The sequence below is a fragment of the Streptomyces sp. NPDC049887 genome (genome assembly GCF_040656535.1).
Lineage (GTDB): Bacteria > Actinomycetota > Actinomycetes > Streptomycetales > Streptomycetaceae > Streptomyces.
The window spans coordinates 268,821-294,826 of the sequence record NZ_JBFAMM010000001.1 but is presented as its reverse complement, the minus strand read 5'-3'; the positions used below and the strand labels follow the sequence as shown (position 1 = coordinate 294,826).

General features: G+C 72.1%; 21 protein-coding genes and 1 tRNA gene. 13 read left to right on the top strand and 9 right to left on the bottom strand.

The features are described 5' to 3' along the window. Positions 1-29 precede the first annotated feature (29 nt). The 4 genes from AB0J10_RS01260 to AB0J10_RS01245 all read left to right on the top strand — a co-directional run bounded on the left by AB0J10_RS01260 (position 30) and on the right by AB0J10_RS01245 (position 6,344). A complete protein-coding gene (locus tag AB0J10_RS01260) occupies positions 30-1,679 on the top strand; it encodes an MFS transporter (protein WP_363056496.1) in 1,650 nt (549 codons plus the stop codon). Positions 1,680-2,305: 626 nt separating this feature from the next. Then, positions 2,306-3,067, top strand: coding sequence for a DeoR/GlpR family DNA-binding transcription regulator (locus AB0J10_RS01255; RefSeq protein WP_363056494.1), 762 nt, complete (start codon positions 2,306-2,308; stop codon positions 3,065-3,067). After that, complete coding sequence (gene pfkB, locus AB0J10_RS01250; protein ID WP_363056492.1) at positions 3,064-4,017, top strand: 1-phosphofructokinase; 954 nt, start codon at positions 3,064-3,066, stop codon at positions 4,015-4,017. The genes AB0J10_RS01255 and pfkB overlap by 4 nt, the downstream gene beginning before the upstream one ends. Further along, a complete protein-coding gene (locus AB0J10_RS01245; protein WP_363056491.1) occupies positions 4,014-6,344 on the top strand; it encodes a fructose-specific PTS transporter subunit EIIC in 2,331 nt (776 codons plus the stop codon). Before pfkB ends, AB0J10_RS01245 begins: the two co-directional genes overlap by 4 nt. Positions 6,345-6,636: 292 nt before the next feature. On the opposite strand, the gene AB0J10_RS01240 is transcribed toward AB0J10_RS01245, so the two are convergent. The 3 genes from AB0J10_RS01240 to AB0J10_RS01230 all read right to left on the bottom strand — a co-directional run bounded on the left by AB0J10_RS01240 (position 6,637) and on the right by AB0J10_RS01230 (position 10,103). Next, positions 6,637-7,467 (bottom strand): DUF6227 family protein, encoded by an 831-nt coding sequence (locus tag AB0J10_RS01240; protein ID WP_363056489.1) that lies wholly within the window; start codon positions 7,465-7,467, stop codon positions 6,637-6,639. A 162-nt stretch (positions 7,468-7,629) separates the two neighbouring features. Further along, a complete protein-coding gene (locus AB0J10_RS01235; protein ID WP_363056487.1) occupies positions 7,630-8,709 on the bottom strand; it encodes a P1 family peptidase in 1,080 nt (359 codons plus the stop codon). A 158-nt stretch (positions 8,710-8,867) separates the two neighbouring features. Continuing rightward, a complete protein-coding gene (locus AB0J10_RS01230) occupies positions 8,868-10,103 on the bottom strand; it encodes a low temperature requirement protein A (RefSeq protein ID WP_363056485.1) in 1,236 nt (411 codons plus the stop codon). Positions 10,104-10,363: 260 nt separating this feature from the next. On the opposite strand from AB0J10_RS01230, the gene AB0J10_RS01225 reads away from it, so the two are divergent. Next, positions 10,364-10,573, top strand: a complete 210-nt coding sequence (locus AB0J10_RS01225; protein ID WP_363056483.1) for a hypothetical protein — start codon at positions 10,364-10,366, stop codon at positions 10,571-10,573. A gap of 52 nt (positions 10,574-10,625) precedes the next feature. Here the strand turns inward: AB0J10_RS01225 and AB0J10_RS01220 are convergent, their stop codons facing one another. The 5 genes from AB0J10_RS01220 to AB0J10_RS01200 form a co-directional block, all read right to left on the bottom strand. Next, the gene (locus tag AB0J10_RS01220) at positions 10,626-10,940 is read right to left on the bottom strand and encodes a hypothetical protein (RefSeq protein WP_363056481.1); all 315 of its coding nucleotides are present in this window, start codon (positions 10,938-10,940) and stop codon (positions 10,626-10,628) included. Positions 10,941-11,653: 713 nt separating this feature from the next. Then, complete coding sequence (locus AB0J10_RS01215) at positions 11,654-12,505, bottom strand: S-methyl-5'-thioadenosine phosphorylase (protein ID WP_363056479.1); 852 nt, start codon at positions 12,503-12,505, stop codon at positions 11,654-11,656. 301 nt (positions 12,506-12,806) lie between these two features. After that, the gene (locus AB0J10_RS01210; protein WP_363056477.1) at positions 12,807-13,148 is read right to left on the bottom strand and encodes an FmdB family zinc ribbon protein; all 342 of its coding nucleotides are present in this window, start codon (positions 13,146-13,148) and stop codon (positions 12,807-12,809) included. Positions 13,149-13,216: 68 nt separating this feature from the next. Continuing rightward, positions 13,217-14,443 (bottom strand): MFS transporter, encoded by a 1,227-nt coding sequence (locus AB0J10_RS01205; protein WP_363056833.1) that lies wholly within the window; start codon positions 14,441-14,443, stop codon positions 13,217-13,219. 771 nt (positions 14,444-15,214) lie between these two features. Further along, the gene (locus AB0J10_RS01200) at positions 15,215-16,753 is read right to left on the bottom strand and encodes a potassium/proton antiporter (protein WP_363056475.1); all 1,539 of its coding nucleotides are present in this window, start codon (positions 16,751-16,753) and stop codon (positions 15,215-15,217) included. 195 nt (positions 16,754-16,948) lie between these two features. Between AB0J10_RS01200 and AB0J10_RS01195 the strand changes: the two genes are divergently transcribed. After that, complete coding sequence (locus tag AB0J10_RS01195) at positions 16,949-19,747, top strand: penicillin acylase family protein (RefSeq protein WP_363056473.1); 2,799 nt, start codon at positions 16,949-16,951, stop codon at positions 19,745-19,747. Here the strand turns inward: AB0J10_RS01195 and AB0J10_RS01190 are convergent. Further along, the gene (locus AB0J10_RS01190; RefSeq protein WP_363056471.1) at positions 19,737-20,330 is read right to left on the bottom strand and encodes a 5-formyltetrahydrofolate cyclo-ligase; all 594 of its coding nucleotides are present in this window, start codon (positions 20,328-20,330) and stop codon (positions 19,737-19,739) included. The two genes, AB0J10_RS01195 and AB0J10_RS01190, sit on opposite strands and share 11 nt — an antisense overlap. A 106-nt stretch (positions 20,331-20,436) precedes the next feature. Here AB0J10_RS01190 and galU point away from each other — a divergent pair, with 106 nt between their 5' ends. The 7 genes from galU (at position 20,437) to AB0J10_RS01155 (ending at position 25,868) form a co-directional block, all read left to right on the top strand. Beyond that, positions 20,437-21,339: a UTP--glucose-1-phosphate uridylyltransferase GalU gene (galU, locus tag AB0J10_RS01185; RefSeq protein ID WP_363056469.1), complete on the top strand. Its 903-nt coding sequence runs from the start codon at positions 20,437-20,439 to the stop codon at positions 21,337-21,339. Positions 21,340-21,429: 90 nt separating this feature from the next. Next, positions 21,430-22,719, top strand: coding sequence for a gephyrin-like molybdotransferase Glp (glp, locus tag AB0J10_RS01180; RefSeq protein WP_363056831.1), 1,290 nt, complete (start codon positions 21,430-21,432; stop codon positions 22,717-22,719). A 55-nt stretch (positions 22,720-22,774) separates the two neighbouring features. Continuing rightward, entirely contained in the window at positions 22,775-23,266 is a 492-nt protein-coding gene (gene moaC, locus AB0J10_RS01175; protein WP_283298706.1) for a cyclic pyranopterin monophosphate synthase MoaC, read from the top strand. Next, positions 23,263-23,865, top strand: a complete 603-nt coding sequence (locus AB0J10_RS01170) for a MogA/MoaB family molybdenum cofactor biosynthesis protein (RefSeq protein ID WP_363056466.1) — start codon at positions 23,263-23,265, stop codon at positions 23,863-23,865. Before moaC ends, AB0J10_RS01170 begins: the two co-directional genes overlap by 4 nt. Before the next feature lie 17 nt (positions 23,866-23,882). Further along, a complete protein-coding gene (locus AB0J10_RS01165) occupies positions 23,883-24,488 on the top strand; it encodes a GNAT family protein (RefSeq protein WP_363056464.1) in 606 nt (201 codons plus the stop codon). Between the two features lie 142 nt (positions 24,489-24,630). Continuing rightward, positions 24,631-25,686: a hypothetical protein gene (locus tag AB0J10_RS01160; RefSeq protein WP_363056462.1), complete on the top strand. Its 1,056-nt coding sequence runs from the start codon at positions 24,631-24,633 to the stop codon at positions 25,684-25,686. A gap of 108 nt (positions 25,687-25,794) precedes the next feature. Beyond that, positions 25,795-25,868, top strand: a tRNA-Ala gene (locus AB0J10_RS01155). Positions 25,869-26,006 lie beyond the last annotated feature (138 nt).

The window sequence follows — 26,006 nt, the reverse complement described above, 5'->3', positions numbered from 1 at the left end:
TGTCCTAGATCCGTCCTAGCTTCTTCCGCATGAGCTCCCACGCCGCCGTACCGGATACGGCTCCCGATCGCACCGCCGCCCCCGACCGGCGGCGCTGGACCGCCCTCGCCATCGTCATGACCGCGGCCTTCATGGACCTGGTGGACGTGACCATCGTCAACATCGCCATCCCGTCCATCGAGCACGACCTCGGTGCTTCGTTCGGCGCGATCCAGTGGATCACCGCCGGCTACGCGCTGGCATTCGCCGCCGGTCTGATCACGGGTGGCCGGCTCGGTGACATCTACGGCCGCAGGCGGCTCTTCCTGATCGGCATCAGCGGATTCACGGTCGCCTCAGCGCTCTGCGGGCTGGCCGTCGGACCCGAGATGCTGGTCGCCTCGCGGCTCCTGCAGGGCGCGATGGCCGCGATGATGGTGCCCCAGGTCCTCGCGATCGTCCACGTGACCTTCCCCGCACACGAGCGGGGCAAGGTCTTCGGGATGTTCGGCGCCGTCGTCGGTCTCGGGGCCGTCTCCGGTCCGCTGCTCGGCGCCCTGCTGACCCAGTGGAACCTGTTCGGTCTGGAGTGGCGGCCGATCTTCCTGATCAACCTGCCCGTCGGGATCGCGGGTCTCGTGCTCGGCCGGAGGTTCATCACCGAGTCGCGTGCGGAGAGGGCGCTCCGGCTCGACCTCGTCGGTGTCGCGCTCGTGACCACCGGACTGCTGATGCTGATCTACCCCCTCACCCGCGGACGCGAGCTGGACTGGCCCCTGTGGGGGCACCTGTGCATGGCGGCGAGCCCGCTCGTGTTCGCCGCGTTCCTGGCCTACGAGCGCCACAAGACGCGCAAGGACGGGTCGCCGCTCGTGGAGCTGTCGCTGTTCCGCGTGAAGAGCTTCGCCGCCGGGATCGCCGTCCAGCTCACCTTCGGCGTGGTCCTGGGCATCTTCTTCCTGGTCTGGACGCTGTACATGCAGATCGGTCTGGGCTGGAGCCCGCTCAAGGCCGGTCTGACCGGTGTGCCCTTCTCCGTGGCGGTCTCGCTCGCCGCGGGTGTCTCCGTGCAGCGGCTGGTGCCGCGCTTCGGACGGCAGGTGCTGCAGGCGGGGGCGCTGATGATGGCGTCGGGGCTGCTGCTCTACATCTGGGAGTCCGACCGGTACGGCACGGGCATCGAGCCGTGGCAGATGACGGCGCCGCTGGTGATCATGGGGCTCGGAATGGGGCTGATCGTGGCGCCGCTGACCGACGCGGTGCTGTCGGAGGTGCCGCGCGAGCATGCGGGCTCGGCGTCCGGGCTGATCAACACCACCGGGCAGATGGGCAACGCGCTGGGCCTTGGGCTGGTGTCGGTCGTGTTCTTCTCGGTGGTCGACGAGACGCCCCTGACCTCGCAGGGCGCGGTGGGCCGGGCGTTCGCGGATGCCTTCCGGGGCTCGCTGTGGTGGGTCGTGGCCGTGCTCGGCGTGATCTTCCTGATGATGTTCGCCCTGCCCGCACGTCCCAGGCGGCATCTCGAAGGAGGCGCGGGCGGCGCCGATGCCGCGGGCGCGGCCGGCGGGGCGGGCGGGACCCGCGACGAGGCGGACGGAGCGGGGCCGGACCACGCTGTTCCGTCGCAGGAGAGCCGGGACGCGGTCGAGCACCCGGACTCGGGGGCGGAGGGAGAGCGGCAGCCGGTGCTGTCGCACTGAGCCGGGCGGAGGCACGGCACGGAGGCGGGGCCTCGAACCCGGTCTGCGGTCTGCGGTCTGTGGCCTGCGGTCACGGCCCGCGGACGTGACCACAGGCCGTGGACCGCGGGGGCTGCGATTCGGCGATTCCGCGATTCCGCGATTCCGCGATTCCGCGATTCCGCGATTCCGCGGAGCCGCTGGACCGCGGTCGCCGGGTCCGGTCAGGTCCGGTCGGGTCCGGTCGGGTCGGGTCGGGTCGGGTCGCCGAACGAATGTGTACGGGCCCGGTGCGGCAGGCGAACCGTTGGTCACCGGTCCGCCCCTGGCGCCCGTGCCGCACCGTCCGCTCGACGTACTCGGTCGCTCGAAGCGTCTGCCCCCGAGGCCCGGCACCGGAGAACTCCGGGCCGGGTCTTCGCCGTTACGGCCCCGCACACGACGGGTGTCTGTCCGGGTCCGCCGCGGACCGGGCATGCGTGGGGTGTGTGCCGCACTGCTGCCGCACTGCTGCCGCACAGTGCAATGGTCCTTCGGCCGGGTCCGGTCGTGCCTGCTTGATGCCCGAGTTTGTTTACTTTGCCGGCATCGAGGCGTAGCCTGGTGGTGAAACCACAGGTTCGGGCATGAAATGGAAGTAAACCCACATGTACGCACCGGAGCGCCAGCAGGAGATCCTCCGTCTCGCACGTGAAGGCGGACGGGTCGAGGTGCTCTCGCTCGCCGACGAGTTCCAGGTCACCGCCGAGACCATCCGGCGCGACCTGAAGGCGCTCGACCGGGCCGGACTGGTGCGCAGGGTGCACGGTGGTGCCATCCCGGCCGGCCGGCTCGACTTCGAGCCGGACCTCGCCGAGCGCGAGTCAACCGCAGCCGACGAGAAGGACCGCATAGCCCGGGCGGCGCTCTCCGAGCTTCCCGAGGACGGCAGCGTCATCCTCGACGCCGGCTCCACGGTGGCGCGACTGGCCGCCGCGTTCCCGCTGGAGTGCTCGCTGACCGTCGTCACCCACGCCCTGCCCGCCGCCGCCCGGCTCGCCGACCACCCCGGCATCGACCTGCACCTCGTCGGCGGCCGCGTCCGGCACCGCACCCGTGCCGCCGTCGACGCCTGGGCGCTGCGGGCGTACGGGGAGATCCGCGCCGACGTGGTCTTCCTCGGAACGAACGGCTTCTCCGCGGCCTGCGGACTCACCACGCCCGACCTCGCCGAGGCCGCGGTCAAGCGGGCCCTCGTCGCGGCGGCGCGCCGCGTCGTGCTTCTCGCGGACTCCGCGAAGTACGGCGAGGAACACTTCGCCCGCTTCGCCGACCTCGCCGACGTCGACCTGCTCATCACGGACAGCGGGCTCAGCCCCGAGGAAGCCGCGGCCGTCGGGGCCGCGGGCACGGAAGTGGTACGTACATGATTCTCACCGTCACCCCGAACCCCTCGCTGGACCGGACGTACGAGATCCCCGGACTGGAGCGCGGCAGCGTGCTGCGGGCCACCGGTGAACGCATGGACCCCGGCGGCAAGGGCGTCAACGTGTCCCGGGCGGTCGCGGCGGCCGGAAACCGCACCGTCGCCGTCCTGCCGCTCGGCGGGGCCCCCGGAGCGCTCGTCGCGCAACTGCTGGCCGGGCAGGGCATCGAGACCGCGCCCGTCCCCATCGCCGGGGTGACCCGCTCGAACATCGCGCTCGCCGAGTCCGACGGCACTCTGACGAAGATCAACGCTCCCGGCCCCGAGCTCAGCCCGGACGAGTCGCGGGAACTGCTCGCGGCGGTCGCCGCGCAGTCCCGCACCGCCGACTGGATCGCCTGCTGCGGCAGCCTGCCGCGGGGACTGACACCCTCCTGGTACGCCGAACTCGTCACTGGTGCGCATGAGTCGGGGGCTCGTGTCGCACTGGACACGTCCGGGCCCTCTCTGACGGCTGCCCTCTCCGCGCGGCCCGACGTCGTCAAGCCGAACGCCGCAGAGCTCGCCGAGGCCGTCGGCCGTCCCCTGGCCACCGTCGGCGACGCCGTGAAGGCGGCGGAGGAGCTGCGCGCCCTGGGTGCGGGCGTGGTGCTGGCCAGTCTCGGAGCGGACGGGCAACTGCTCGTCTCCGACGCCGGAACCTTCTACGGAGCCGCATCCGTTGCCGCCGTCCGCAGCGACGTAGGGGCCGGCGACGCGTCCCTGGCCGGATTCCTGGCCGCGGGCGGCGACGGCGTGGGCGCCCTCACCGCCGCCGTCGCCCACGGCGCGGCGGCGGTCCAGCTTCCGGGCAGCGTCATGCCCACGCCGTCCGATCTCGATCCCACCGCGGTCCTGGTGACCGCGGACGTCCCCCTGGACCGCGCACTCACCCAGCAAGGGAGCCCGCGATGAGCGACATGATCACCGCGGACCTGGTCGACCTCGACCTGGCCGCCGCCTCCAAGGAAGAGGCGGCCCGCTCGCTAGCCCAGCGCATGGTCGCGCTCGGGCGCGTCACCGACCTCGACGGCTTCCTGGCCGATGTGGCCGCACGCGAGGCCCAGATGCCCACGGGGCTGGACGGCGGCATCGGCATACCGCACTGCCGCAGCACACATGTCACCGAGCCCACCCTGGCCTTCGGGCGGGCTTCCGAGGGCATCGACTTCGGCGCGCCGGACGGGCCCGCGGACCTCGTCTTCCTCATAGCCGCCCCGGCGGGCGCCGACGACGCGCACCTGACCATTCTCTCGGCCCTCGCCCGGCGGCTGATGGACACCGGGTTCACCACCGCCCTGCGCGGGACCGTTTCGGCGACGACCGCGGCGGCGCTGGTCCGCGGGGACGTCGAGCCGTCCGCGATCGGGACGGCCGCAGGCCCGGACGCGTCTGCGGGCGCGGCCGCGACTGCGGCGGGCGCTGCGGAGACGGTGGCCGAGGAGCAGATGCCGTCACCGGGCGGTGAACCGGCGTCGACCGCGGCCGTGGCGACTCCCGCGGGTGCGGGGGCGGCACTGTCGGCGGAGCACGAGCCCGCCGAGCGTGCGCCCGAGGGGTCCGTGTCTGCCGGTGCCGGAGACGCCGCGTCCGTCTCGGACGCGGCCGGAACCGACGGGCCGGCGCAGACCGGGCCCGTGCGGACCGGTGCGGTGGGAACCGGGCCCGTGACCGGTGCGGTGGGGACCGAGGCTGTGGGGACCGGGCCGGCGCAGACCGAGGCTGTGGAGGCCGGGGCCGGGCAGGCCGGTGGAGAGCCCATGGCCCCGCCCTTCCGGATCGTCGCCGTCACCTCCTGCCCGACCGGCATCGCGCACACCTACATGGCCGCGGAGGCCATCGAACGGGCCGGCCGGGAGGCGGGGGCCGAGGTCTCCGTCGAGACCCAGGGCTCCGCCGGGTTCGCCAGGCTGGACCCCGACGTCGTCGCCGCGGCCGATGCCGTGATCTTCGCGCACGACGTGCCCGTGCGGGACAAGGAGCGCTTCGACGGCAAGCCCGTCGTGGACGTCGGGGTGAAGGCCGGTATCAACCGCGCCGCCGAACTCGTCGCCGAGGCCCGGGACAAGGCCGCCCGCGGCGAGGTGACGACCGGGGCCCGGCCGACGCCCGTCGAGGGAGCCGGGGAGCCGGGCGAGGGCTACGGAACCAAGCTCCGCAAGTGGCTGATGTCCGGCGTCAGTTACATGATCCCGTTCGTTGCCGCCGGCGGTCTTCTGATCGCGCTCGGCTTCGCCATCGGCGGCTACGAGATCGCCGGCGCCAAGTCCGTCGCCGACTCCTTCGTCTGGAACGACCAGTCCAGCTGGGCCGCGCTCCTCTTCCAGATCGGCGGACTGGCGTTCAGCTTCCTGATCCCCGTCCTCGCCGGATACATCGCCTACGGTATGGCCGACCGACCCGGACTCGTCCCGGGCTTCGTCGGCGGCGCGATCGCCATCACCATCAAGGCGGGCTTCCTCGGCGGTCTGGTGGCGGGACTCCTGGCCGGTGCCGTGGTACTCGCGATCCAGAAGGTCAGAGTGCCTGCGGTGCTGCGCGGCATCATGCCCGTGGTCGTGATCCCGCTGCTCTCCTCGGCGATCGTCGGCTTCCTGATGTTCCTGGTGGTCGGCAAGCCGCTCGCCTCGCTCCAGAAGGCCCTCACCGACTGGTTGAACGGCCTCAGCGGCGCGAACGCCGTCATCCTCGGCGCGATCCTCGGCCTGATGATGTGCTTCGACCTGGGCGGACCGCTCAACAAGGTCGCGTACACCTTCGCGGTCGGCGGCCTGGCCAGCCCGACCGAGGGCTCGCTGAAGGTCATGGCGGCCGTGATGGCGGCGGGCATGGTGCCCCCGCTCGCGATGGCGCTGGCCACGACGGTCCGCGGCCGGCTCTTCACCAAGGCCGAGCGCGAGAACGGCAAGGCGGCCTGGGTGCTGGGCGCTTCGTTCATCACGGAGGGCGCGATCCCGTTCGCCGCGGCCGATCCGCTACGGGTGATTCCGTCGGCCATGGTGGGCGGCGCCGTCACCGGAGCCCTGTCGATGGCCTTCGAGTGCACGCTACGGGCCCCGCACGGCGGAATCTTCGTCGTACCGCTGATCGGCAACGCGGCCCTCTACCTGCTGGCCATCCTCGCCGGCACGGTGATCAGCGCGGCCCTGGTCATCCTGCTGAAGGGGTTGCGGAAGACCTCCGATGCGTCGGTCCGGCCGACGGCCGCGCTCGACGAACCCCAGGTCGTCGCGGCGGTCTGAGCACCGCGCCGTGGTCTCCCGACCTTCGGTCCCGGAGCCGCGGTCCAAGACGCCGGTCCAAGATGTCCGGCCCAAGACGTCCGGCCTACGACGTCGGGCTCACGACGTCAGGCCCGCGGTCCAGGGTTCCATCAGCCGCGCCCCTTCTCGCAGGGTGCTGTGGTGGCCCTGGTGCCGCGGGACCGGCTCGTGGTCCAGCGGTCGGCCTGCGGGTCCCGCGGCGGCACGACCGGCCATAGGGGGCCGTGAGGCGTCGTCCGCTGATCCGGGGTGACCCGTACGGGGGGACCGGTCAGCGCACCCGGGCGCGGAACTCCATGGCCTCGCGTGCGGTGCGCTCGTCCGCGTAGACCTCGCACATGTGGCGACCGTCGGGCGTGGCTGTGTGCTCCACCTCCCACAGGCTCAGTTCCGTGCCGTCGAGCAGCAGGAAGGCGTGCTCGTAGAGCGTGAAGACGGCGTCCCGCACATCGGCCGAGCACTGCCGGCCGAACGCCTGCCCGATGTGGTGCGCGAAAGCGGCACGCAGCAGGCCGGCCGTCTCCTCGCCGGGCCGGTCCGGGTTCTCGGCCCGGCGCAGCAGCCGCCGGGCATGGTCCGCGGAGTCGTCGGGCACGTAGGTGCGTGCCGGGGGCATCGGCGGGGTGGCCAGCAGGCGGCCCAGCAGCTCCAGATCGGCGTCGAGACGGTGGACCGGCTTCCCGTCCGTGCCGTCCTGGTCGGCGCCCTCGGGCGCCGCGCCGAATATCGCGGCGAGTTCATCGGTCTCTCCGCCGTCCGCACCGCCCGCGCCGGGCCGCCGTCCGCGGTCAGGACGCAGCCGGGAGGCCGCGAGTCGGGCCTCTCCCTCCTCCGCGTACAGCTCGTGCCGCCGGGCGCCGTCACGGCCGGTGCTGTGCACCAGCTCCCACAACGTGAGGGAGGAGCCGTCGGCCAGGAGGTAGGCGTGCCGGTAGGTCGAACGGTCCAGGGCCGCGCTGTGGTGCGAGGAGTGCAGCGAACTGTCATGGGCCAGAGCCGAGTCGAGCCGCTCCACCACGCTGTCGGGAAGGTCGAAGGAATTGAGAGCCCGACCCAGGAGTCGCTCGAGGTGCGTCTCGGTTGTCTCGTACGGATCGTTCAAGGTGGATCTCCCGGATCTCCAGGCCGTCGCCACACGTCACTTGATGACTGCTTAACGTAGTCCCTGGGTCTGACATCGCGTCCCGGGTTCGGGAAAACGAACGGCGCACCCACCGAAGTTCCGCCGCATCCGCGCGCCCCCTCAACTCCCGTGCGCCGCGCGTCAGTCCGTGCTCCCGGGGCTGGGAACAGCGCCGCCCTCCCGGCCCGCGTGCCGCCCCCCGTACAGCTCGGTGTACGAGGGGAAGTCCCCTCCCGGTCCGTGCACGCTCTCGGCAGCCAGCACCGCCCGGACGACCGCACGCGTCACGACGTCCGCGCCGGCGGCGAGCACCGCGTTGAGGGCGAGCGGATGGCCTTCGAGCGGGCGTGTACCGGTGGCGAGGGCGAAGACGGTGTCCCCGTCGTTGAGGAGATGGACGGGCCGCACGGCGCGCGCGATGCCGTCGTGCGCGGTGCCGGCGAGCTTGTGCGCCTGGGCACGGGTGAGGTCGGCGTCGGTGGCGACGACGGCGAGGGTCGTGTTCAGCGGAGGCGCCCCGTTGTGCTCGGACGCCCGGGCCAGCCGGTGCAGCGCCGCCGCGTGGACCTCCGGTGCGGGTGGCACCGGCCTCGCGCCGAAGAAGTGGCGCCCGTAGAGCACGCCGGTGTCCGGGTCGAGTGCGGAGCCCGCCGCGTTGGCCACCACCAGCGCGGCGACCGTCGTACCGTCACCCAGCACCGTGCCAGCGGTGCCCACACCTCCCTTGATCCGGCCCACCACCGCGCCGGTGCCCGCACCGACAGAGCCCTCCTGAACGGGCGCACCGGACTCCGTGCGCGCCGCGGCCTCCACCGCGGCGCGCCCCGTCGACGCGTCCGGCCTCGCCCGCCAGTCGCCGCCGCGTCCGAGGTCGAAGACGCACGCCGCGGGAACGACCGGCACGACCTGCCCGGGTTCCCGGCCTGCCGGCACCCCGCGGCCCCGCTCCTCCAGCCACGCCATCACGCCTGATGCCGAGTCCAGGCCGAAGGCGCTGCCTCCGGTCAGCACGATCGCCTCGATGCGCTGGACGAGATTGCGGGGGTCGAGGGCGTCGGTCTCCCGGGTGCCGGGGCCCCCGCCTCGGACGTCCACCGCGGCCACGGCGCCGCCCTCGGGCGCGAGGACGACCGTGGTGCCGCTGAGCGCGCCCTCACCGCCGAGCCGGGCATGGCCGACCCTGATGCCGCTCACATCGGTCAATGCGTCATTGAGTCCCATGACTTCTGCGTACCACGCGGCCGCCGGCGGTAAGACGGCCTCGGCGCTGCCGTGGCCTCGCTCAGGCCGTGGCGTCACTGCCCGGGCACCATCGCCGCGGCGTGAGGGCAGCGGGCCGCGGGCAGCGGTTTCACCGGGCTCCGGTCGGCGGGGAGTCGTCACACCCCCGACGGGGGAGTGCCGGAGGACCGCTTCGCCTCGGGGGTGCGGTTCGCCAGGGCGACGCCCGTCGCGACCGTGGCCGCGGCCACCAGTCCCGCCGCGAGGACGGCCCAGTGGCCGGCGAGAGTGCAGAGGAGGACCGCGGGGACGGCGACCGGGAGGACCAGTTGCTGGGCCAGTGTCTCCTTGAAGTGCCGGGCGTGCAGGAACCACACCGTCAACAGGTAGACCGCCGTCGGCACGGTCACGGCGGCCGAGGCGGTCGGCGTCGGGATGTGCGCCTTGCCGATGGACTGCTCGACGGCGACCTCCAGGCCCGCCCCGATCGCGGCGGCCGAGGCGAAGATCAGGAAATGGCCGTAACCCCATGGAATGGATTCCCGGTTGCTCTTGAGGCGTTCGTGGGCGGGCACCGCGAAGTAGATCCACCAGGCCGAGAAGATGATCAGGACGCCGCCCCCCGCGATGGGCGCCAGCTCGGAGAACTCCTTGACGTCCCCCAGTGCCGACTGGACCGCCACCGTGGTCGCGAACATCGTCTCGCCGAGCACGATGATCGTGAACAGGCCGTAGCGCTCGGCGATGTGGTGCGGGTGCCAGGGCGTCTGGTGGCGACTCTCGGCCACGACCGGCACCAGCAACTCGGCCGCCGCGAGGATGAGGAAGAGCCAGCGTCTCCAGTCCGCGGGTGCGATGAGCAGGGTGATCCAGCCGAGCTGGCACAGGGCCACACCGCAGGCGTAGATGAGCGCGGTTCTGCGCGCGGGCCCCCGGTCCTCGGACGCGGCGGCGCGGAGCCACTGCGCGGTCAGCGCGACCCGCATCACCACGTACCCGATGACGGTGATCGTCCAGTCGTTGTCGGCGAACGCCCTCGGTACTCCGGCCGCGTAGATCAGTACCCCGCAGATCGCGATCATCGTCGCGATCCGGTACGGCACGTCGTCGCAGTCGTAGGCGGAGGCGAACCAGGTGAAGTTCATCCAGGCCCACCAGATGCCGAAGAAGACGTACAGATAGCCGACGACTCCGTCGGCGACGTGGTTCTCCGCGATCGCGTGCACCAGCTGCAGCCCGGCCTGCCCCACCGCGACGACGAAGCAGAGGTCGAAGAAGAGCTCCAGCGGAGTCGCCGTGCGATGCACCTCGTCCCGGCGCCGGGCGTGCATGCGGCGCATCGCCCCGAAGCCGACGTGCCCGCGGGAAGCGGAAGGAGGGGTCGAGGAGGTCATGGAACCAGCACAGCAGAAGGCACCGGATCCGCATCCCGCACGACACCGTCGGCCGGTCCCGTTGTTCCGCGGCCCCGGTCCGCTCCTCGGGCCGGGTCGGCCACGCCCGGCTCGGCGGTGAGGGCGCGCCCAGCGGCACCACGGTCGTCGTCGCGCCCGGGGGCGGCGCCGTGTCCGCCGGCCGGGCCCGCCCCTTCGCCGGCCGGGCGGCGCGGTCAGGGGCAGCGAGGTGCCGGCCGGCGCCCGCGTACGCTTGTTCCATGAGCACCGCCCCCGCCACCGGACCGCGCGACGCGGAGGAGTCCCGGCCGCAGCCCCTTCCCAAGCCGGGTCTGATCTTCGACGACCCGCTGGACCAGCAGTCCTCGGACGACACGGACCGCGGGTGGGGCGAGCGGTCTCCGGCGAGCGGTGACAGCGCCGCGGACCTCGCTCGCTTCCTCGACGAGAAGCCCCCGCACCACCTCTGACGGAGGGACCCTGCCGGCGGGCGAACGGACGTCCCGTGCTCACGGGCGGGGCTCAGCACAGTGTCACCGCCAGCCGTGAGGTGGCGCCCGCGCCGGCCAGCGCCGTGGCGACGGGTCGCGGCACCGCCAGGACGATCAGCGCACCGCCGTCCCGGACGCCTGCCGCCGCCTGTGGCACCTCCGCCACCCGGGCGCCCGTCACGATGACGCGTGCGTCGGGGCCGGTGCGCGACGCGCCGCCGACGCCCGTCCCTCGGCCCGGCGCCGTGCCCGCCGGCGCCACGGGTGTCGCGATCACGTCCACGCGGTCGCCCGGTTCCAGCAGTCGGACGGTCTCCGCGTCCGCGATGCGCACCGGAGCGGACACGATCTCCGCCGACCGAGCCGAAGCGCCTTGCGACGGGCCCACCGGAGTCGAGGGTGGTGGCGGTCCCTGGGAGTGCCGGGCGTGCCGCGGTAACGCGGCCGGCTCGCGCGGCGTGTCCGGACCGGGCTGCGCCCGCGGCAGCCAGGCCGCCAGCGCGGCGGCGGTGACGGCCAGACCGGCGGCCACTGCCCGTCGCCTTCGTCGCAGCACCCTTCTCAACCGCGTCCGTTGCCACGGCCGTCCGTCCGGCACCCTCAAGGGGGCGAAGGAGGGCACCCCGCAGGGTTCCGGCGCGGGGGCCGGGGGCAGCCCCGGCCCCCGCGCCGCCGAGGGGCCACCGGCTCCTGTGGAGCGTGATGGCCGCCAGGAGCCCGGAAGGCCCCAGGAGTCCGGAAAGCCCGGGGAGTCAGAGTGGCCGGAGGGCGCGGCAGGGCCGGTAGGTACGTGGCTGTGGGGGGAGGGCGCGGAGAGCAGCGTCATGGTGGTGACCGCCTGTCGTGTGCGAGGACAGTGACGCGGGCGAGGTACGCCCGACGCCCCTCACGATCCCCCTTCACGCTGCGGCCCGCTCCGGCCTGTGGACGACTTGAGGAGTGTGGAAAACGCCCTCACCCCCGCAGGTGACGGTGACTCGGGCACCACCCCGAACCCGCCAGCACTCCGTGGCGTCCGTCCCGCACTTCGGCAGCGAGCGCGCATGACGGCAGCGCGCACTACGGCAGAGTTATGCCCGTCTTCAGGCCGTTCAGCGCGCTCTTGCAGAGGCAGTCGCGCTCCCCGAGCGCCGGCAGTCCGGCCACCGCGTCGAACAGGACGTCCCTCAGCCGGTCGACGTTCGCGGCGAAGACCTCCAGGACTTCCTCGTGCGAGACGCCCTCGCCGCTCTCGGCCCCGGCGTCGAGGTCCGTCACCAGGTTCATGGACGTGTAGCAGAGCTCCAGCTCACGGGCGAGCGCCGCCTCGGGGTGCCCGGTCATGCCGACCACCGACCAGCCCATGGCCGCGTGCCAGCGGGACTCGGCGCGGGTGCCGAAGCGCGGCCCCTCGACCACGACGAGCGTTCCGCCGTCGACCGGTTCCCAGTCGCGGCCGCGCGCCGCGGACAGCGCGGCTGCCCGGCCCGCAGGGCAGTAGGGGTCGGCGAGTGACACATGGACGACGTTGGGCACCTCGCCGTTCGTCAGCGGCTCGCCGTCGAAGTACGTGTCGGCCCGGGACTTGGTCCGGTCCACCAACTGGTCGGGGACCAGCAGGGTCCCGGGGCCGTACTCCGGCCGCAGGCCGCCGACGGCGCACGGCCCCAGGACCTGGCGAACGCCCACGGAACGCAGGGCCCACAGGTTGGCGCGGTAGTTGATGCGGTGCGGTGGGAGGCGGTGGCTGCGGCCGTGCCGGGGCAGGAAGGCGACCTTCCTGCCCGCGATCTCGCCGAAGAACAGGGAATCACTCGGGCTGCCGTACGGCGTCGCGATCTCCGCCTCGGTCACGTTCTCCAGGAACGAGTAGAAACCCGAGCCGCCGATGACGCCGATCTCCGCGCGCTGTGCGCTCTCTGCGTTGGCCATGGCCGTCACAGTAGCCGCGCTCGAACACGGGCCGGTATCCGCCCACCGGCCACCCCTCGCCACCCGGTGAACCCTCCCACCGGCCTCCGCCGCGGCCCGGTCAACCCGTCGACCGGCCATCCGTGGCGGCCCGGCGAACCCGTCGACCGAGCCACCCCGCCCGCCACCACCCGGTGAGCGCGCCCGCGCAACGACTCCCACGACGCCCCCGCCCGCCGAACCCACCGAGCACCACGCCCGCCGCACATGCGAAGGGTCCCCACCGCCCGAAGGCGGTGGGGACCCTGCGAGATCTCTGGGGTCAGGCGGCCGTCGTGCTGCCGGACGAAGCCGACGATCCGGAGGGGCTGGCGGAGCCCGCGGACGCCTTGGAGTCCGACGACGACGAGGAACCCGAGGGGGACGAGGACGCCGAGGACGACGCGGACTTCGCCGACGAGGACGACGGCGTGCTGCCCGACGAGGAGCCGCGGCTGTCGTTGCGGTAGAAGCCGGAGCCCTTGAAGACGATGCCGACGGCCGAGAACACCTTCTTGAGGCGTCCCTGGCAGCCGGGGCACACGGTCAGGGCGTCGTCGGTGAACTTCTGCACCGCCTCGAGGCCCTCGCCGCACTCGGTGCACTGGTACTGGTACGTCGGCACTTGTCTTCCTCCTGGCACTCTCACTCAATGAGTGCTAACGACGGTCCATAGTGACGCATTCCCTCGTCTCAGTCCACCGTCACGGGCACTCGGTGACCGACACCACGTGCGACCGTACGGCTGTGCGGGCGCGGCGCGAGGCGCGACCGCAGCGCCACCAGGGTGGCCAGGGCCAAAACCGTGCCCACCAGCGGCACGAGGAATCCGGCGGTCGCGCCGTGGGCGTCGGCGAGTCGGCCGGCGACCGTCACCGCGGCCGCCTGGCCGAGCGCCACCGACCCGGTCAGCCAGGTGAATGCCTCCGTCCGGGCCGACGCCGGGACCAGCGGTTCGACGAGTGTGAATCCGCTGATCAGCGCGGGTGCGATGAACACTCCGACGACCAGTCCCAGCCCGCCCAGCAGCACGGCGGAGTGGGCCGTCCAGAGCAGCGACGCGGCGAGCGCCAGACCCGCGTAGCCCACGACCATGCGGCGACGTGGACCGGACTTCCAGGCGATCGCGCCGACGGCGATGCCCGCGAGCATGTTCCCCGCGGCGAAGAGTCCGTAGAGCAGACCGTTCATACCGGGCTGCCCGATCTCCTCGGTGAACGCGGTGAGCGAGACCTGCATGCCGCCGAACACCGAACCGATGCCGAGGAAGGCGATCGCCAGGACCCGTACGCCGGGCACCGACAGGGCCGACGTCCGGACGGCCGGCCCACCGGTCACGGAGGTGCCGAAGGGCGGCTGCGTACGGCGCTGGGCGGCGAACAGCAGACCTCCGGCCAGGGTCAGTCCGGCCTCGGCGACGAGACCGGCCGCCGGGTGGACGCCGGTGCACAGGGCGGTGGCCAGTACCGGTCCGACGACGAAGGTGAACTCATCGGTGACGGACTCGAACGCCGCGGCCGTGGGCATCAGCCGCGCCCCGCCCAGCTTCGCCGCCCAGCGGGCCCGCACCATCGGTCCGACCTGCGGAACCGAGGCGCCGGTCGGCACAGCGGCGGCGAAGAGCGCCCACAGGGGGGCGCCCGCGAGCGCCAGCGCGGTCAGCGTGCCGCCGGCCGCGGTGTGCACCAGCACACCCGGGACCAGGACTGCCCGCTGGCCGAAGCGGTCGGCGAGCTTGCCGCTCTGCGGGGCGAAGAGCGCCATGGAGACACCGGTGACGGCGGCGACGGCGCCCGCGGTGCCGTACGAACCGGTGGTGTGCTGGACGAGGAGGACGATGCTGATCGTCAGCATCGCGAACGGCTGCCGGGCGGCGAACCCGGGCAGCAGGAACGTCCACGCACCGGGAGTGCGGAGCAGCTGTCCGTAGCCGGGGCGCCGGCCGCCGGACGGCGCGTCGGAGGGCGGCTGCCTGCGCGAGGACGGGGAGGCAGCCGCGGGCGAAGCCGTGTCCGACGTGACCGGGTTCGTGGACGAAGCCGTGCCGGAAGACGGTGCGGGGGGAGTGCTCGAAGGCGTGCCGGTGGACGTGCCAGAAGTGACCGTGGACTCCACGGCCCTTGCCTTTCTGCCGCCTGGTAGCGCTCTCCCGGGGTGCCGGGGATCGCCGAGAGCTGTCCTCTTGCGCGGAACTGCGGTAGATACCGGGCCCCAGTGCAGGGAGTCGCTCGGCCGCCATACGGTCGCGCCAGCTCTGCGTCAGGCAGAGTTGGTCGATCAGTGTGCCTTCATGCTACAGGGGCCGGAGGTGTCCTGGCCTCGGAATGCGCCGACGCAAGGGATCGCCACCTGGGATTGGTCGGCAGGACACCTCCACGTGTGTGCCGGGATCTCCGTCAGGTGCCGGCATGAAAGGGTGACCACCCCCGTGCAGCCGTTCCTGCCCCGCCCCCGCCTGCGCCCGGGGCTCGTGCCGGTGCCGTCCCGCCTGCGCCCGGGGCTCGTGCCCGTGCCGCTGCCGTGCGCCCGCTGCCCGCCTCGCCCCCGACCCCCGCCCGCCGGCCCGCGCCCATCAACCGCGCGTCCGGGGCACCGGTCGGGCGCCGCGCCCGTCGGACGCGTGCCGCGCCCGCCGCCCGCCCCGCCTCCCGAGCGCCGCACCGGGCCTCCAGGGGCGGAACCCCCGGCCGGCTAGCCGCCCGTCCCCAGCCAGCCGGCCAGTTTTCCGCCCTGGCCCACGGCCCGCAGGCGTGCCTCCGCCGCGTCCCGCACCGGATCGGTGGCCACCACCAGTAGTTCGTCGCCGCGCCGCAACACCGTCGTGGGGCTCGGCACGAAGCTCCTGCTCTCGCGGACCACGAGCGTGACGGCGGCGCCGGCGGGCAGCCGTAGTTCGCCGACCTCGACGCCGTGCATCCGGGACTTCTCCGGGATCGCGACCGACAGCAGATGGCCGCGCAGCCGCTCCAGCGGCGCCGACTCGATTCCCAGGTCCGCGGCCTCCGCGCCGTTGCCGAGATTCAGCGACTTCGCCACCCAGGGCAGCGTCGGGCCCTGGACCAGGGTGTAGACGACGACAAGCACAAAGACGATGTTGAAGATCCGCTTGCTGCCCTCGATCCCGGACACCAGCGGGATGGTCGCCAGGATGATGGGCACGGCGCCGCGCAGACCGGCCCATGACATCAGGGCCCTCTCCCGCCACGGGATGCGGAACGGCAGCAGGCTGACGACGACCGACAGCGGCCGTGCCGCCATCGTCAGCACCAGTCCGATGACCACCGCGGGCCAGAAGTCGCGCACGAGCTCGTGCGGGGTGACGAGCAGTCCGAGGAGGACGAACATACCGATCTGGGCGATCCAGCCGAGCCCGTCGGCGAATCCGCGGGTGGCCGGCCAGTGGGGGAGCTTGGAGTTCCCGAGCACCATCGCCGCGAGGTAGACGGCCAGGAAGCCGCTGCCGTGGACGAGGGCGCCGATGGCGTACGCCGTCACCGCGATGGCCATGACGGCGATCGGGTACAGGCCGGAGGCGGGCAGGGCGACGTGGCGCAGCCCGTACGCGCCGAGCCAGCCGACCGCGAGGCCGATGGCGGCGCCGATCGCCAGTTCCAGCAGGATCGTTCCGACGAGGATGTACCACTCCTCGACAGGTTCCGTGGTGGAGAGCGCGATGACGAGGATGACGACGGGGGCGTCGTTGAAGCCGGACTCGGCCTCCAGGACGCCGGTGATGCGGGAGGGGAGGGGAACCCTGCGCAGCACGGAGAAGACGGCGGCGGCGTCCGTCGAGGAGACGACCGCTCCGATGATGACGGCCTGCTGCCATTCCAGTCCGACCAGGTAGTGCGCTCCGGCCGCGGTGACTCCCACGCTCACGGCGATGCCGACGGTCGACAGCATGGCCGCCGCGGGCAGGGCCGGTTTGATCTCCTTCCACTTGGTGCCCAGGCCGCCCTCGGCCAGGATCACCACGAGTGCGGCATAGCCGATCACCTGCGTAAGTCCGGCGTTGTCGAACTTGACGTTGAAGATGCCGTCCTGTCCTATCGCGACCCCGATGCCCAGATACAGCAGCAGGCTGGGGAGCCCGCTCCGGGAGGAGATACGCACCGCCGCGACGGCGATGAGCAGAACGAGCGAGCAGATGAGCAGGAGTGCATTGAGCTGGTGGACAGTCAGCGGCCGATCCTTCCCTTCGCGCTTGTCGCCGGATCGTTCCCCCGGCAAGCGACACTTCGTTACCTTACCTAATCTTTAACGAGTTCTTGACGCTCTCATGACGGCTTCCCTCCGGTAATCGCCAGTGAGTTCGAATGACTGCCGGTCGGCGTCGCGTTACTGATACCGCGTCCGGGCCCGTCGATCGCTGCGCCTATGGTTGCTCCAGCACTCCCAGGACCACACTGCCCTCGAAGGACAGCGATGCCCTCCAACACAACCGCCTCCTCCGCCGAGAAGCCAGCCAGGAGGAGGGGCCGTCGCGGCCGTCTCATCGTGCTCGCCCTGGCCCTGGCGCTGGTCGCGGGTGTCGTCGGCGGTGCGTACTGGGGCGTCAGCACCGTGCGTGCCTCCTTCCCGCAGACCACCGGGACGATCAAGCTCAAGGGCCTGACCGCCCCGGTCGACGTCAAGCGGGACGCGAACGGCATCCCGCAGCTCTACGCGAGCACCGACGAGGACCTGTTCCGCGCGCAGGGGTACGTGCACGCGCAGGACCGCTTCTGGGAGATGGACGTACGCCGCCACGTCACCGCGGGCCGGCTGTCCGAGATGTTCGGCGCGGGGCAGGTCGAGACCGACGCCTTCCTGCGCACCCTCGGCTGGCACCGGGTGGCGCAGCAGGAGTTCGACGAGAAGCTCTCGCCCGCGACCAAGAAGTACCTCCAGGCGTACGCCGACGGCGTAAACGCCTATCTGGCGGACCGTGACAACGGCGACCTCTCCCTCGAGTACGTCGCCCTGGGGCTCACCAACGACTACAAGCCGGAGAAGTGGACGCCGGTCGACTCGGTGGCCTGGCTGAAGGCGATGGCCTGGGACCTGCGCGGCAACATGCAGGACGAGATCGACCGCTCACTGATGACCAGCCGGCTGAGCGAGCAGCAGATCGAGCAGCTGTACCCGGAGTACCCGTACGACCTGCACCAGCCCGTCGTCACGGCGGGTGCCGTGGACGACGACGCCAAGAAGTGGGACCCGAAGGGTGAGCCCTCGACGGACTCGGCGGGCTCCTCGGGCTCGTCGGGTTCCGCCGGCTCGCCCTCGACGGGCGGCGGAACCGCCGGCAGCGGCCCGGGTGCCGGCTCCGGCGCGGGGCAGGGCGCGCAGACGCAGCTCTCCGGCCTCTCCGACGTGCTCGACCGGGTCCCGGCGCTGCTCGGTCCGAACGGCAATGGCATCGGATCCAACTCCTGGGTCGTCTCGGGGAAGTACACGACGACCGACAAGCCGCTGCTCGCCAACGACCCGCACCTCGCGCCGCAGCTGCCGTCCCTTTGGGCGCAGATGGGCCTGCACTGCCGTGCCGTCTCGGAGAAGTGCTCCTTCGACGTCGCCGGGTACACCTTCTCCGGCATGCCGGGGGTGGTCATCGGCCACAACCAGGACATCGCCTGGGGCTTCACCAACCTCGGGGCGGACGTCACCGACCTCTACCTGGAGAAGGTCTCCCAGACGGGCTGGACGTCCGGCAGCCGGATCAAGCCGTTCAAGGTCCGTGAGGAGACCATCAGGGTCGCCGGCGGCGGCAGCAAGAAGATCACCGTCCGGGAGACCGACCACGGTCCGCTGATCTCCGACCGCAGCGCCGAGCTGGCACGCGTGGGCGAGCGGGCGCCGGTCAGGACCCCCGCGCCCGACCGCGGCAACGGCTTCGGGGTGGCGCTGCGCTGGACCGCGCTGGACCCGGGCAATTCCATGGACGCCGTCTTCAAGCTGAACCGGGCGAAGGACTTCCAGGGCTTCCGCGCCGCGGCGAAGGACTTCGACGTCCCCTCCCAGAACCTGATCTACGCGGACACCAAGGGCAACATCGGCTACCAGGCGCCGGGGCGCATCCCGGTCCGCCCGGAGGGCTTCGACGGCTCCATGCCGGCCCCGGGCTGGAACCCGACCTCCGGCTGGGAGGGGTACATCCCCTTCGACGAGCTCCCGTACGAGTACAACCCGAAGCGCGGCTACATCGTCACCGCCAACCAGGCCGTCGTGGACGCGGAGAAGTACCCGTACCTGATCACCAAGGACTACGGCTACGGCTCCCGCAGCCAGCGGATCAACGACCTGATCGAGTTGAAGATCAAGGACGGCGGGAAGATCTCGACCGACGACATGCGCACGATGCAGACGGACAACCAGAGCGAGATCGCCAAGCTGCTGACGCCCCATCTGCTCAAGATCGACGTCTCGGACCCGTATGTGCGCGAGGCGCAGAAGCTGCTGGAGGGCTGGGACTACACCCAGGAGCCGGACTCGGGGGCCGCGGCCTACTTCAACGCCGTCTGGCGCCATGTGCTCAAGCTGGCCTTCGGTAACAAGCTCCCCAAGGAGCTGCGGATGCGGGGGGAGTGCCTCAACGTCCGTCCGGCCGACAGCACCGGACCGGTCGACGACCTGAACGCCCTGGTGCGCGAGTGCGGCCAGCGCGACGCCGACTCGGCCCAGCCGGACGGCGGCGACCGCTGGTACGAGGTGGTCCGCGGGCTGATCGACGACGAGGACAGCGAGTGGTGGCAGGCGCCGAAGACCCGCAAGGACGATGCGACGACCACCCGTGACGAACTGCTCGCCCGGGCCATGAAGGACGCCCGCTGGGAGCTGACGGCCAAGCTCGGCAAGGACGTCGGCAGCTGGAGCTGGGGCAGGCTGCACCAGCTGACGCTGAAGAACCAGACGCTCGGCACCGAGGGCCCCGGCATACTGCAGCGGATGCTCAACCGCGGCCCGTGGAACCTGGGCGGCGGCGAGGCGGCGGTCAACGCGACCGGCTGGAACGCGGCCGGCGGCTACGACGTGATCTGGGTCCCGTCGATGCGGATGGTCGTCAACGTGGGCGACTGGGACAAGTCCCGCTGGATCAATCTGACGGGTGCCTCTGGCCACGCCTACAGCGCGCACTACACCGACCAGACCGACAAGTGGGCCAAGGGCGAACTGCTCGACTGGGCCTACAGCGACAGGGCGGTCGAAGCGGCGACGGAGGACACGCTGGCGCTCAGGCCGTAGGCCGGGCCGCGAAGCGGCGGACGCCCTCCGGGGTCACCACGGCGTGGACGGGGTGGTCGTGCGGTTCCTCCGGGACCCGCGCGACCACCTCGTTCGCGTACAGGAGCACGACGAGGGCCGGCCGGGCCGCGGCGGCCTCCAGTCGGGCGAGGACCCGGTCGTACGAGCCTCCGCCGCGGCCGAGCCGCATGCCCCGCTCGTCCACCGCGAGTCCCGGCAGCAGGACGGTGTCCGCCTTCAGTACGGCCTTGTGACCCAGTAGTGGACCGTCCGGTTCCATCAGTCCGCGACGGGCCGGCACCAGCCGGTCGGGCCCTTCGTACACGGCCCACTCGAGATCGTTGTCGTCCAGCAGCACCGGCAGGAGCACCCGCACGCCCCGCGTGCGCAGCGCGTCGAGCAGCGCGCGGGTGCCAGGTTCGCGCCCCACGGAGACATAGGCGGCCACGGTGCGGGCGGTGGCCAGCTCCGGGAGCTCCAGCGCGTGCCGGGCGAGAACCAGTGAGGCCTCGCGGACGTCTTCAGGGGACAGCAGGCGTCGTGCGTCGAGCAGTTCACTCCGAACCGTGCCCTTTCGGGACATCTCGGGGTCCACGGCAACCTCGCAATCCACTGTCAATATGCCTGTATGAGGAGAAAGTTAACCGGAGGCTAATCTTCCGCCCATAGGTACCGGATATGGTGCCCGCATGAGCGAGTCGCACCCCCGGATCAGCAAGGCTGTCATCCCCGCCGCAGGTCTCGGCACCCGGTTCCTGCCGGCCACGAAGGCCACTCCCAAGGAGATGCTGCCTGTCGTCGACAAGCCGGCGATCCAGTACGTGGTCGAGGAGGCGGTCGGCGCCGGCCTCTCGGATGTTCTCATGGTCACCGGGCGCAACAAGCGCCCCCTGGAGGACCACTTCGACCGCAACTACGAGCTGGAGGAGGCGCTGAGCCGCAAGGGCGACGCGGAGCGCCTCGCCAAGGTCCAGGAGTCCAGCGACCTCGCCACCATGCACTACGTGCGCCAGGGCGACCCCAAGGGCCTCGGCCATGCCGTCCTGTGCGCCGCCCCGCACGTCGGCGAGCAGCCCTTCGCGGTGCTCCTCGGTGACGACCTGATCGACCCGCGCGACCCGCTGCTGTCCCGAATGGTCGACATTCAGGAGCGCGAGGGCGGCAGCGTGATCGCCCTGATGGAGGTCGAGCCCTCCCAGATCCACCTGTACGGCTGCGCGGCCGTGGAGGCCACCGGCGAGGACGGCGTCGTCCGGGTCACGGGACTGGTCGAGAAGCCCGACCCGGCCGAGGCGCCCAGCAACTACGCGATCATCGGCCGCTACGTCCTGGACCCGGCCGTCTTCGAGATACTCCGCAAGACCGAGCCGGGCCGGGGTGGCGAGATCCAGCTCACCGACGCCCTGCAGATACTCGCCGCCGACGAGAAGATCGGCGGGCCCGTGCACGGCGTCGTCTTCAAGGGCCGCCGCTACGACACCGGCGACCGAGGCGACTACCTGCGTGCCATTGTCAGACTCGCGTGCGAACGTGAAGACCTGGGCCCGGATTTCCGAGCCTGGCTTCGCCGTTACGTCACCGAGGAGATGTAGCACGTGAGCAGCACGGCAGCACCCGGCTCAGGCCCCGCCACCCCGGCCGCCGACGGCCCGGCCGGTGACGGCCCCGGCGGCGGACGGGCCCTGTGGTCGGTGGACGGCCATCTGGAGGACATCCTCGGTGCCCTGCACCCGCTGGACCCGATCGACCTCCCGTTGGCCGACGCTCAGGGCTGCGTGCTCGTCGAGGACGTCACCGTCCCCGTGGCGCTGCCCCCGTTCGACAACAGCTCGATGGACGGGTACGCGGTCCGCGTCGCCGACGTCGCGGGTGCGAGCGAGGACTTCCCCGCCGTGCTGACAGTCATCGGGGACGTGGCCGCGGGCAGTGACGAGGCGCGTACCGTCGGCCCCGGGCAGGCCGCCCGGATCATGACCGGGGCCCCGCTCCCGCCCGGCGCCGAGGCCGTCGTCCCCGTCGAGTGGACCGACGGCGGCACGGGCGGCGGGGCCGCCACGGCCATGCGGCCGGCCGGCGCCGCCCCCGAGGGCGCGACCGGCGAGGTGCGGGTCCACCGGCCGGTGGAGCCACGCGCCCATGTGCGCGAGCGCGGAAGTGACGTCCGAGCGGGGGACCTCGCCCTGACCGAGGGCACGGTCCTCGGACCTCCCCAGATCGGTCTGCTGGCCGCGATCGGCCGCGGCGCCGTCCGGGTGCGCCCCCGCCCGCGTGTCGTCGTCCTGTCCACCGGCAGCGAACTCGTCCAGCCCGGTGAGGAGTTGGGCGAGGGCAGGATCTACGACTCGAACAGCTTCGCGCTCACCGCCGCCGCCCGTGACGCCGGGGCGATCGCCTACCGCGTGGGCGCGGTCACCGACGACGCCGACGAACTGCGCGCCACCATCGAGGACCAGCTCATCCGCGCCGATCTGATCGTCACCACCGGCGGGGTCAGCGTCGGCGCGTACGACGTGGTCAAGGAGGCGCTCTCCTCCGTGGGCGACGAGGACGAGCCCGGCGGCGGGGTCGACTTCCGCAAGCTGGCCATGCAGCCGGGCAAGCCCCAGGGCTTCGGCTCCATCGGCCCCGATCACACGCCGCTGCTCGCCCTGCCGGGCAATCCCGTCTCCTCCTACGTGTCGTTCGAGCTGTTCGTCCGTCCAGCGATCCGCACCCTGATGGGTCTGCAGGACGTGCGGCGGCCCCAGGTGCGCGCGGAGCTCCGCACGGACAAGGCGTTGACGTCGCCGGAGGGGAAGCGGCAGTTCCTGCGAGGTGCCTACGATGCGGAGAAGGGCACCGTCACCCCCGTCGGAGGCAGCGGGTCGCATCTGATCGCGGCCCTCGCCCAGGCGAACGCGCTCATCGTCGTCCCCGAGGACACGACCTCCGTCGAGCCGGGCACGGAGACGGAGGTGGTCCTGCTCGGATGAGCGCGCGGCCGTGGCGGTAGCGTGTCTCACCACACAGTGACCGGGAGCCACAGCCATGAGCGCGCAGCAAGGACTCACACACATCGACGAGGCCGGCGCGGCCCGTATGGTCGACGTCTCGGAGAAGGACGTCACCGCGCGCACCGCCCGTGCGAGCGGCCGGGTCCTCGTCTCACCGCGTGTCGTGGAGTTGCTGCGTGGCGAGGGGGTACCGAAGGGCGACGCCCTCGCAACCGCCCGGATCGCGGGAATCATGGGCGCGAAGCGCACACCGGACCTGATCCCGCTCTGCCATCCGCTCGCGGTGTCGGGGGTGAAGCTGGATCTCTCCGTGGCCGACGACGCCGTCGAGATCCTCGCCACCGTGCGGACGACCGACCGCACGGGCGTGGAGATGGAGGCCCTGACCGCCGTGTCCGTGGCCGCGCTGACCGTCGTCGACATGGTCAAGGCGGTCGACAAGGCGGCGGTGATCACCGACGTCCGGGTCGAGGAGAAGACCGGCGGGAAGTCCGGCGACTGGGTCCGTGAGGAGGCCCGGCGATGACCCCGCGCGCCGGTGAGGTCCACAGTCACGCCCACGCCGGGCACCCGGGGCCCGGGGGAGCCGTACCAGGGCACCGTCCGCGCCGCGCGCTCGTTGTGACCGCCTCCAACCGGGCCGCCGCTGGGGTCTACGAGGACAAGGGCGGCCCGCTCCTCGCCGAAGGACTCGCCGGGATGGGTTTCCAGGTCGACGGCCCCCGGGTCGTTCCGGACGGGGACCCGGTCGAAGCGGCCTTGCGCGACGGCGTGGCCTCGGCGTACGACGTCATCCTCACCACCGGTGGCACCGGGATCTCGCCCACCGACCGCACCCCCGACGCCACGGCCCGGGTCCTCGACTACGAGATCCCCGGCATCCCAGAGGCGATCCGCGCGCACGGTCTCGCGAAGGTGCCCACCGCGGCGCTGTCCCGGGGCCTCGCCGGGGTCGCGGACCGCACCCTGATCGTCAATCTCCCCGGGTCCGCGGGCGGTGTGCGCGACGGGCTCGCCGTGCTGTCGCGAGTGCTGTCGCACGCCGTGGACCAGCTTCACGGCGGCGACCACCCGCGGCCGGCCGACGCCGCGGGCCCCTCGGGTTCCCCAGGGAGTCCCCGCTGAACGCTCACTCGTGGCCCGTGGTCCTGGCGGACGGTGATGTCACCCTCCGCCCGATAAAGCTGCGTGACCAGCGGGCGTGGCGGGAAGTGAACCGGCGAAACCGCGATTGGCTGCGCCCCTGGGAGGCGACGATGCCGCCGCCGGCCCCGGGTGGCCCGGTCGCGCAGCGCCCCACGTACCGCCAGATGGTGCGCCATCTGCGTGCCGAGGCCCACGCCGGGCGGATGCTGCCGTTCGTGGTCGAGTTCCGGGGCGTGCTGGTCGGCCAGCTCACCGTCGCCGGCATCACCTGGGGCTCGATGTGCTCGGGTCATGTCGGCTACTGGGTCGACCGAGAGGTCGCGGGCCGAGGGGTGATGCCCACGGCCGTGGCGCTGGCGGTCGACCACTGCTTCGGAAGCGTCGGGCTGCACCGCATCGAGGTCTGCATTCGCCCCGAGAACGGGCCGAGCCGCAGGGTGGTGGAGAAACTCGGATTCCGCGAGGAGGGGCTCCGCCCGCGCTATCTCCACATCGACGGCGCCTGGCGGGACCATCTGGTGTTCGCGCTCACGGCGGAGGAGGTGCCCGGGGGGCTGCTGCGCCGCTGGCACCAGGCACGACCCGCGCGACACGAGAAATAAAATAACTGTTCGAATTCTATCCCCGCTCGATCGCTCGGCGATCTGAAGAATCACAAAAAAAGTCAGTGGTATCAGCCAGATCGTGCGACACACCGGGCCAATTGGCCGATGCCCTCGTGCGAATCCCTCTACGGTGTGATGCGTGAGCAGCAGCGGCCTCATCTACGCAGTCATCGTCGGGGCCTGGGCCGCCTACTTGGTGCCGATGTGGCTCCGCAGGCAGGACGAGCTCAACGAAGCCCGTCCGACGGAACGCTTCAGCACCGCCATCCGGCTGCTGTCCGGACGGGCGGGAATGGAGCGCCGGTACGCCAAGGAGCTGCGTGAACGCACCACCGAGGACGACCCCGCCACCGACGCCGACCCGGAATCCGAGACGGACCGACTGAGTTCCGTCGACGTACGGGCCTTCGCCGCGCCCCCGGCCAGGACCGAGGCGCGGCTGGACGTGCCGCCCGCCCCGGCCGGGGCGCGCAGGGAACGTGCGCCCAAGCCGAGCGGCACCGCCGCCTCGGAACGCGCACGGCGCACCAAGGTCCTGGCCCGGCGCCGGCGCACCACCGTTCTCCTCTTCCTGGCCTTCACCGTCGGCGCGATCGTCGCGGCCGTCGGCGGACTGGGCCTCCTGTGGGCGCCGGCGGTTCCGGCCGTCCTCCTCAGCACCTACATCGCCTACCTGCGCGCCCAGGAGCGGCGCCGCTTCGTGTACGTGATGGACAGGCGCCGTGCGGAGGTCGCTGCGCAGCGGCTGCGCGAGACCCATGTGCGGCGCCGGCCGGCCGTCGCCGAGGAGCCGGACGAGGCTGCCCCGGCACGGCCCGGGCCCGAGCCGACGCCCGCGGTCTCGCCGCAGGAGGCGGGCCGCCGGGCCCTGGTCGAGCAGACCGACCACGCGGAGTGGGTGGACCAGCAGCGCGACCCGGGCCCCGGGCGCGGTGACAGCTGGGACCCGGTCCCGGTGCCGCTTCCCACGTACGTCACCGCGCCGGTCGCCCCGCGCGCCACGAGCGGCATCGATGTCACGGACCCGGAGACCTGGAGTTCGGCCCGCTCCTCCACGGCCGATCCGGCCACTCCCGCCGCCCCGCAACCGCCGCGGCAGCGCACCACCCCGCCGCGCCGCACCCGCGAGCACGGCCGCACCCCGCTCTTCGACCAGTACGAGGACGAGGACCGGCCCCGCGCCGCCAACGAGTGATACCGGGCCGGGCAGGCGCCCGGACCTTCGGAACGCCGCCCCGCCCGACCAGCGAGGAACGGATTTCCAAGCACCCCGATCGGGATGCTAAGGTTTCACTCGTTGCAAGGGCCTGTGGCGCAGACTGGTAGCGCACCTCGTTCGCATCGAGGGGGTCAGGGGTTCAAATCCCCTCAGGTCCACAACACGACTGTTCTTGAGTAGCTCTCAAGGACGTTGACGAGATCCCGTCCGATCGAAAGATCGGGCGGGATCTTCGTCGTTTCGGGGGTCGTTCGAAGCCTGTTCGGGGTGGTGGATGGCGGCGTATCGGGTCTGGC